Origin of the sequence: Rhodosalinus sp., assembly GCF_046542825.1 — a bacterium.
Classification (GTDB): domain Bacteria; phylum Pseudomonadota; class Alphaproteobacteria; order Rhodobacterales; family Rhodobacteraceae; genus Rhodosalinus.
Genome location: NZ_JBKHAQ010000119.1, coordinates 1 through 8,436 on the forward strand (window position 1 = coordinate 1; position 8,436 = coordinate 8,436).

Below are 8,436 nucleotides of genomic sequence, written 5' to 3' on the forward strand. Positions count from 1 at the left end.
GCGGGCGAGGTGCGGGTCGATGGACGAACCGCCAGCTTCACCACCCCGCGCGAGGCCTTGGATGCCGGGATCGCGGTCGTGCATCAGCACTTCAACCTCGTGCCCACGCTCAACGTGGCCGAGAACCTCTGGCTGGGCGAGCGGTTGCCTCGGCGCATGGGAGGGCTGGTGGACTGGCCGCGCGCCCATGCCCGCGCGCGCAGGACGCTCGATTATGTGGGCCTTGACGTGGCCACGGACGCGCCGATCACCTCGCTCAGGGCGGACCAGCTCGCCATGATCTCCATCGCCAAGGCGGTTGCGAGCGACGCGAAGATCATCATCCTCGACGAGCCCACCACGGCGCTTCTGCCGCACGAGGTGGAAACCCTGTTCGCCCAGATGCGGCGTCTTGCGAAAGAGGGTCACTCGTTTCTCTACGTCAGTCATCGGCTGGCGGAGGTGTTCGAGATCGCGGACCGCGCCACGGTCCTGCGCGACGGCCGCAACGCCGGCGTCTTCGAGCGCGCCACCATGGACCGCGCCGGCGTGATCGAGGCGATCGTCGGCCGCCGCGGCGAGCTTTCCGCCCGCAAGTCCGGCAGTCACATCCGCGAAAGCGCCGCCATGGAGACCGAGGGGCTGTCGGGCGGCGTGGCCGAAGATGTCACCCTTACGCTTCGGCACGGCGAGATCCTGGGCGTCGCGGGTCTGCCCGGCAGCGGGGCGGAGGACGTGCTGTCGCTGCTTTTCGGCCGCATCCGGCGCCGCGCCGGCACCGTGCGCAAGGGCGACCTCGACCTGCGCCTGCGCGAACCCGCCGAAGCCATCGCCGCCGGCATCGCCTTCGTGCCCGCCGACCGGCTGGCCGAGTCGGTCTTTCACGCCGAATCGATCCGCTCGAACATCACCATGCCGTCGCTCGCGCGCTACCTGCGCGATCCTGTGCTGCGGCTGGTCAACCGGCGCGCCGAATCCCGCGCAAGCCGCGCCGTGGCCGAACGGATGCGCGTGCGGATGCCGGGGATCGAGACCGCGATCGACGACCTGTCCGGCGGCAACCAGCAGAAGGTCGTTCTGGGCCGCTGGCTGTCGGCCGGCGCGCAGGTGTTTCTGCTCAATTCGCCCACCGCCGCCGTGGACGTGGGCGCCAAGGCCGAGATCTACGAGTTGATCGAGGAACTGGCCGGCGAGGGCGCCGGCATCCTCTTCGCCTCGACCGAACTCGAGGAATATCCGGTGATCTGCGACCGCGTGCTGGTCTTCTTCCGCGGCCGTCTGGCCGGCGAACTGAAGGGCGAACAGGTGACGGAGCAGAACATCATGACGCTTGCCGCAGGGGAGACGCTGAAGAATGGCTGCGACTGACACAGGACAGCCCGGGGCCGCCTTCGACTGGTTGGGGTTTCTGGCACGATGGGGCACGCTGATCTCGCTGGTGCTGCTGATCGCCTTCTTCAGCCTTGCGCGGCCCGAGGTCTTTCCGACGATGCGCAACACGCTCAACATCCTCAACCAGGTGTCGATCCTGGGCATCATCGCGCTGGGGCTGACCGTCTGTCTCGTCGTCGGGCTGTTCGACCTGTCGATCGGCGCGATGGCGACCTTCGGCGGCTATTTCGCCGCCCGTATTCTCGCCGAACTCGGGATCGAGTCCGGCTGGGTGGTGGCGGGCGCCGTGCTGGCCGTGCTGATCCTCGCGATGCTGATCGGCATGATAAACGGCGCGCTTGTCAGTTACCTGGGGATCTCCGCCATCGTCGAGACGCTGGCGATGAGCTTCATCGTCACCGGCCTGATCCTGGGCGTTTCCGGCGCGCGCACGGTGTTCTCGTCCGACATCCCGGAGAGCTTCCAGATCATCGGACAGGGCACGATCCTGGGCGTTCCGAACCCCATCCTCATCATGATCGCCACCGCCCTGCTGCTCTGGGTGTTCCTTGAACACACCCAGCCGGGGCGCAACATGTATGCCATCGGCGGCAACCGCGAAGCCGCGCGCCTGTCGGGCATCAACTTCCAGAAATTCGCGCTGATCGCGATGGGCATCTCGGCCGCCTGCGCCGCGCTCGGCGGGCTCGTTGCGGCCGCGAACCTGGCGTCCGGCCGGCCGCAGGGGGTGGGTGAAACCTATCTGCTCAACGCCTTCGTCGCGGTCTTCATCGGCGCCTCGACGCTTCGGCCGGGCAAGTTCCACGTCTTCGGCACGGCGGTCGGCGTGCTGCTGATCGGGGTCATCAACAACGGGCTTTCGGTGCTTGGCGTCGCCACCTACTGGCAATACATCGTGCAGGGCCTGATCCTGATCCTCGCCCTGATCAGCGCAAGCATGAACAGCGTGCGCCGCGCCTGACGACGAAACCAGCCTCGGGGAGCCTTGCAATGCCCGCCGTGAACCGCGCGGATCTCGATTTCATGCTCTTCGACTGGCTGGGGGCGGAGCGGCTGTGCGCCCTGCCTCGCTTCGCCGGCCAGGGCGCCGAGGACTACCGGGCCTTCCTCGACCTTGCCGAACGCCTTGCCGAGCAGGAATTCCTGCCGGCGTGGAAGCCATCGGACAGTGCCGAGCCGGAACTGCTGCCCGATGGCGAGGTGCGGCTGCATCCGGGCGTGCGCGACGCGGTGCGCGCCTATCTCGACGCCGGGCTGCAACTGGCCACGGTGGACGAGGCCCGGGGGGGGATGCAGCTGCCGATCACCGTCGGCACGGCGGCGATGGCCTGCATCATGGCGGCCAACATCGCCGCCAGCGGCTTCCCGATGCTGAGCCAGGCCAACGCGCGGGTGATCGCCGCCTACGGCACGCCGAGGCAGATCGAGCTTTTCGCGCGCCCGCAATACGAGGGCACGGCGCTCGGGACCATGTGCCTGTCCGAGCCCGAGGCAGGCAGTTCGCTGGGCGACATCACCACGCGCGCGCGTCCCGACGGCGCGGACGAGGCCGGGCGCCGCTTTCGCCTGACCGGGCGCAAGATGTGGATCTCGGGCGCGGGTCAGGACATCGCGCCCGACACCGTTCACCTCGTCCTTGCGAAGATCGAGGGAGAGGACGGCAGGCTGCCCGCGGGCACGAAGGGCATCTCGCTCTTTCTCGTGCCGAAGCTTTTGCCCGGGATCGCGCCGGGCGGGGCGGGGCCCAACGACCTTGCCATCGCGGGGCTCAATCACAAGATGGGCTATCGCGGCATCTCGAACTGCCTGCTCAACCTGGGCGAAGGCACGCGCCACCGGCCGGGCGGCACGGCGGGCGCCGTGGGCTGGCTGGTGGGCGAGCCGGGTCAGGGCCTCGCCATCATGTTCCAGATGATGAACGAGGCGCGAATCAACGTGGGTCTAGGCGCCGCGGCGCTGGCATGGCGCGGCTATCTGCTGTCGCGCGACTATGCCTTCGAGCGGCGGCAGGGGCGGCCGCTGGACGACCGCCGCGCGCCCGCGCCCGTGCCGCTGGTGCGCCACCCCGATGTGCGCCGGATGCTGCTGGCGCAGAAGGCCATCGCCGAGGGGGCGCTGGCGCTCTGCCTCTACACCGCGCGGCTGGCAGATCGCGCCGCGGCGGCCCGGACGGAGGACGAGCGCGCAAGCGCCCATGCGCTCCTCGACCTGCTGACGCCGATCACCAAGAGCTGGCCCTCGGAGTTCGGGCTCGAAGCGAACCACATGGCGCTGCAGGTGCATGGCGGCTACGGCTACACCCGCGATTTCGATGTCGAGCAACTCTACCGCGACAACCGGCTGAACCCGATCCACGAAGGCACGACCGGGATCCAGGGCCTCGACCTCTTGCGCCGCAAGGTGATGGGCGACGGCGGCGCGGCGCTGGCGCATCTGCTGGACGAGGTGCGCGCCACCGCCGAGCGGGCCGAGGGAACAGCCGCCGCAGCACTGGCGCCCGGCCTGCGCGACGCGGCCGGGGCGCTGGAGAGGGCGGCGCGCCGCGCGACGGACGCCGCCGATCCGGTAATGCCGCTGTCCCATGCCACGGCCTTCCTGCATGCCGCGGGGCATGTCGTCGTGGCCTGGCTGCTCACCGACATGGCGCTGGTCGCCGGTGCCTCCGAGGCACGTCTCTGGGCCGCGCGCCACTTCCACGAGACCGAACTGCCGCGTGTCGCAGCCTGGCTCGCGCCGCTGGAGGCAGGAAGCCGCGCGGCGCTCGACGCCCCCGAAGACGCGCTCTGAGAGCGTAAGGCCGGCGGGCGCGGCAACGCGTGAGCGCCGTCTGTCCCGCCGGCCTTTCCGCCGGGGCGCGCGGTGGGCCGCATCGTCGTCTCGGAGCGTGCCGCCGCGCGGCGCAGCGCGGCCTCCGGGTTCGGCGCGACGGACGTGCTCGACCCCGGAGCCACGGAGACGCTCGGGGCGGCCTTCGCCGAGGTTGCGGACGGGCCGCCGGACGTGATCTTCGACTGCGTGGGCGTGCCCGGCATGATCCAGCAGTGCATCGACCTGTCGCGCCCCCGCGGCAGCATCGTGGTCGTCGGCGTCTGCATGAAGCCCGACGAGGTGATCCCCATCGCGGCGATCCTGAAGGAACTGCGCCTGCAATTCGTCCTTGGCTACGTCGAAAGCGATTTCGCGCGCGTGCTGGACTACCTGGGCCAGGGACGCATCCGTGCCGACGGCACGGTGACCGACCGGGTCACGCTGGACGAACTGCCGGCGGCCTTCGAGGCGCTCCGCCATCCCGACCGGCAGATCAAGGTGATGGTCCGCCCCTGAGAACAGCAGGTCGTCGCCAGGTTGCGAATGTCAGGGCAGGGGGGGCGCTCCCCGCGATGCTCGGAAGCATTCCCGGGCAAGAGCGGGCGCCCGCCGCAGCCGTCAGCAGACCTCGAAGAGCCCCGCCGCGCCCATACCGCCGCCCACGCACATGGTGACCACGACATGCTGTGCGCCCCGGCGCTTTCCCTCGATGAGCGCGTGGCCCACCAGGCGCGATCCGGTCATGCCATAGGGATGCCCGACAGAGATGCCGCCGCCGTTCACGTTGTAGATGCCGGGTTCTATGCCCAGCTTGTCGCGGCAGTAGAGCGCCTGCACGGCGAAAGCCTCGTTCAGTTCCCATAGCCCGATGTCGGAGACCTTGAGCCCGTGCCGCTCCAGCAGCCGGGGCACCGCATGGATTGGGCCGATGCCCATTTCCTCGGGCGCGCAGCCCGCAACCGCCATTCCGCGGTAGAGCCCGAGCGGCGCGAGGCCCCGCCGGTCCGCCTCCTTCCGCTCCATCAGCACGCAGGCCGAGGCACCGTCGGAGAGCTGGCTGGCGTTGCCTGCCGTGACGGTCCCGCCCTCCAGCACCGGCTTCAGCGCGGCCAAGGTGTCGCGCGTGGTCTCCGGCCGGTTGCCTTCGTCGCGGTCGAGCGTGACGCGGCGCTCCGTGATCTCGCCAGTCTCGCGGTCCTTGACCAGCATCGTCGTCCCGAAGGGCACGATCTCGGCGTCGAAACGGCCCGCCGCCTGCGCGGCGGCGGTGCGCTGCTGCGACATGAGCGCGTAGTCGTCCTGCGCCTCGCGGCTGACGCCGTAGCGCTCGGCCACCACCTCGGCGGTCTTGAGCATCGGCATGTAGGCATGGGGCGCCAGGGCGGTCACGTTGGGGTCGGCCTCCTGCGCGGCCCAGGCGAAATACCTGTCCTGCACGGCCGATATGTTCTCCTGTCCGCCCGCGGCATTGACCTGCTGGCCGTCAACGATGATCTGCTTGGCCGCCGTGGCGATGGCCATGAGGCCGCTCGCGCACTGCCGGTCGATGGTCTGAGCGGCAACGCTTGCGGGCAGGCCCGCCGCGAAGGCCGCGTTCCGGGCCACGTTCATGCCCGCCGTGCCGGCGGCGAGCACGGTGCCCATCACCACGTCCTCGACCTCGGCCGCGTCGATGCCTGCGCGCTCCACCGCGTGGCGCAGGACATGGCCGGCGAGCGTGGGCGACTTCGTGGCGTTGAGCGCGCCCCGGTAGGCCTTGCCGATGCCGGTGCGGGCGGTGCTCACGATGACGGCTTCTCTCATGGGTCGATCCCTCCTCGATGGCTTCGGGCGCCGGATGGTTGCCGTGCCCGCCTTGATCGTGGCCTCCGGCGCGCGCGGCCTGCCGCGCCGGGGCTGGTGCTTCCGCGCCGCGCGCGGGCTTGCCCCTCGCGCGGGCTTGCCCCTCAGGCCTCGGGCCGCCAGTCGCTCAGCCGCCGGCCCTGCTCCGCCAGCTCCCGCAGGAGCGGCGTGACGGTCCAGTAGCCCGACGCGTTGCCGAGCGCCTCGGCATGGTGGTCGAGACGGGCGACGATCTCCGCAAGCCCTATCTCGTCGGCCATGAAGACCGGCCCGCCACGCCATGCCGGAAAGCCGTAGCCGCGGGTCCAGACCACGTCGATGTCGCCGGGGCGGTAGGCGATGCCCTCAGCCAGGATCGCCGCGGCCTCGTTCACCATCGGGTAGAGCAGCCGCTCGAAGATCTCTCGCGCCGGTAGCGCGTTGCGCCGCGCGACCCCGTGCTCTGTCGCCAGCCGCGCGGCCAGCGCCACCGTCTCCTCCGAATGAAGCGGCTTGCGCCCCTCGTAGACGTAGTAGCCCGAGCCCGTCTTCTGCCCGTGCCGACCTTTCGCGTAGAGCGCCCGGCAGAGCGCGCGGTAGGCGGGATCCTGCGGCCCCGCCCCGCTGTCCACCCATTCGATCACCGTGCGGGCGCCCACGTCCACACCCGCCATGTCGAGCATCCGGCTTGGCCCCATCGCCATGCCGATCCATGCCGGGTCCTCGGCCACGCCGTCGATCTGCGCAGGCGTCGCGCCCTCGAGCTGCATCGCCTCGCTCTCGCGCATGTAGACCTCCGCCATGCGGTTGCCGATGAAGCCGTAACAGACGCCGCTGACCACCGGGACCTTGCCGATGCGCTTCGTGAGCGCCATGACGGTCGCCAGCACCGCCGGGTCCGTCTGCTGCCCGCGCACCACTTCCAGCAGGTGCATGATGTGCGCGGGGCTGAAGAAATGGGTGCCCAGCACGTCCTGCGGTCGGCCCGTCGCCTCGGCGATGCGGTTCACGTCGAGGGTCGAAGTGTTGGTGGCGATGATCGCGCCAGGCTTCATCGTCTGACCCAGCTTCGCGGCAACGTCGAGCTTCAGGCCCATGTCCTCAAAGACCGCCTCGACCACCAAGTCAGCCTTTGCCAGCGCGGCGATGTCCGTGGCCCCGGTCATGCGCGCGAGTTGCGCCTCGGCCTCGGCCTCGCTCATGCGGCCGCGCTGCACGGAGGTCTCGATCGTGCGGCGGATTGTGCCCTGCCCGCGCTCCAGCGCCTCCATGCTGGTCTCGACCAGCGTCACGGAAAAGCCGGCGCGCGCGAAGGTGAGCGCGATGCCCGCGCCCATGGTGCCGACGCCGACGATGCCGACCGTCTCCACCTTGCGGAGCGCGAGATCGGAGGGCAGGCCGGGGATTTTCGACGCCGCGCGCTCGGCGAAGAAGATGTGCCGCAGCGCGCGGGAGGCCGGGGTGTGCAGGAGGCGCGCGAAATGCTCCGCCTCCACCCGCTCCCCGTCGTCGAAGGGCTTGCCGGCGGCGGCGGCGAGGCAGTCGGCGGCGGCGGCGAGGGCGGGAAGGTGCGGCTTCGCCTCGCCCTCGGCCTTCGCGGTCTCCAGCACCGTGGCGTCGTCATCGCCCGCGGGCACGGTCAGGTCGCGGGTGCGGCGCGGGGGACGGCCCGCCGCGGCGGCGGCGGCCTCGCGCGCCGCGCGGGCCGGGTCGTCGTCGAGCGCATCCACTATGCCCGCATCGAGCGCCTCCCGCGCGGGCAAGGGCTTGCCGGTCGAGATCATTTGCCAGCCGGTCCCGAGGCCCGCAAGACGCGGCAGCCGCTGGGTGCCGAGCGAGCCGGGAATGAGGCCGAGCGAAATCTCCGGCAGTCCCAGTCTCGTCTCCGGATGCGCGATCCGGATGTGGGCTGCCATGGCGAGCTCCAGCCCCGCGCCCAGCACCGTGCCGAAAAGCGCCGCCGCCACTGGCCGCTCCTGCGCCTCGATCCGGGCCAGCACCTCGTTGAAGGGCGCGGCCGAGAAGCCGGGCTGCGAGAAGCTGGCGATGTCGCCGCCCGCGACGAAGGTGCGGCCCGCGCATTCGATCACGAGCGCCGTCATCCCCGGATCCGCCTCGAAGGCGTCGAGCGCCGCCGCCATGTCGCGCACGACCCCAGGCGAGATTGCATTCACCGGCGGGTGGTCGATACGGAGCACGCCCAGCGTGCCGTCGTGGACAAGCTTCACCGTCATGTCGGCCTCCCAGGTCATCTTGAAGTTCAGTGAACACCCCGGTCCGCCGACCGGATCTTGAGGCGCATGGCCGGAGGGGTGCAACGCCGCGGAGCTGCAGTCAATCGAAATCGTCCTACATTCTTGCCAAGCGGCCGCATGGCGCCTAGCATCCCTGCAAGACCCGCCGCGCCCGTGCCCGGCGGCTTTTTGAACGGAGGCA

Annotated in this window: 6 protein-coding genes; 4 read left to right on the plus strand and 2 right to left on the minus strand. The window is 70.5% G+C overall.

Features of this window, described 5'->3' with window-relative positions; all coding sequences use genetic code 11:
* From ACLFOB_RS12950 to ACLFOB_RS12965, 4 genes are all read left to right on the plus strand, one after another.
* Window positions 1-1,347 (plus strand): sugar ABC transporter ATP-binding protein (locus ACLFOB_RS12950; protein ID WP_410926333.1); only part of this gene is annotated, 1,347 nt, incomplete at its 5' end.
* Window positions 1,334-2,332, plus strand: a complete 999-nt coding sequence (locus ACLFOB_RS12955; protein WP_410926334.1) for an ABC transporter permease — start codon at window positions 1,334-1,336, stop codon at window positions 2,330-2,332. The genes ACLFOB_RS12950 and ACLFOB_RS12955, both read left to right, overlap by 14 nt.
* A gap of 29 nt (window positions 2,333-2,361) precedes the next feature.
* Complete coding sequence (locus ACLFOB_RS12960; RefSeq protein ID WP_410926335.1) at window positions 2,362-4,158, plus strand: acyl-CoA dehydrogenase; 1,797 nt, start codon at window positions 2,362-2,364, stop codon at window positions 4,156-4,158.
* 72 nt (window positions 4,159-4,230) lie between these two features.
* Window positions 4,231-4,695, plus strand: coding sequence for a zinc-binding dehydrogenase (locus ACLFOB_RS12965; protein ID WP_410926336.1), 465 nt, complete (start codon window positions 4,231-4,233; stop codon window positions 4,693-4,695).
* Window positions 4,696-4,797: 102 nt separating this feature from the next.
* Here the strand turns inward: ACLFOB_RS12965 and ACLFOB_RS12970 are convergent, their stop codons facing one another.
* On the minus strand, window positions 4,798-5,982 hold the full coding sequence (locus ACLFOB_RS12970; RefSeq protein ID WP_410926337.1) for an acetyl-CoA C-acyltransferase: 1,185 nt from the start codon (window positions 5,980-5,982) through the stop codon (window positions 4,798-4,800).
* Window positions 5,983-6,125: 143 nt separating this feature from the next.
* Window positions 6,126-8,252, minus strand: a complete 2,127-nt coding sequence (locus ACLFOB_RS12975; RefSeq protein WP_410926338.1) for a 3-hydroxyacyl-CoA dehydrogenase NAD-binding domain-containing protein — start codon at window positions 8,250-8,252, stop codon at window positions 6,126-6,128.
* Window positions 8,253-8,436 lie beyond the last annotated feature (184 nt).

Bases quoted from the DNA above. Each gene is read 5' to 3' on its own strand.
- ACLFOB_RS12960 (WP_410926335.1), top strand. From the start codon at position 2,362: ATGCCCGCCGTGAACCGCGCGGATCTCGATTTCATGCTCTTCGACTGG.
- ACLFOB_RS12975 (WP_410926338.1), bottom strand. From the start codon at position 8,252: ATGACCTGGGAGGCCGACATGACGGTGAAGCTTGTCCACGACGGCACG.
- ACLFOB_RS12955 (WP_410926334.1), top strand. From the start codon at position 1,334: ATGGCTGCGACTGACACAGGACAGCCCGGGGCCGCCTTCGACTGGTTG.
- ACLFOB_RS12970 (WP_410926337.1), bottom strand. From the start codon at position 5,982: ATGAGAGAAGCCGTCATCGTGAGCACCGCCCGCACCGGCATCGGCAAG.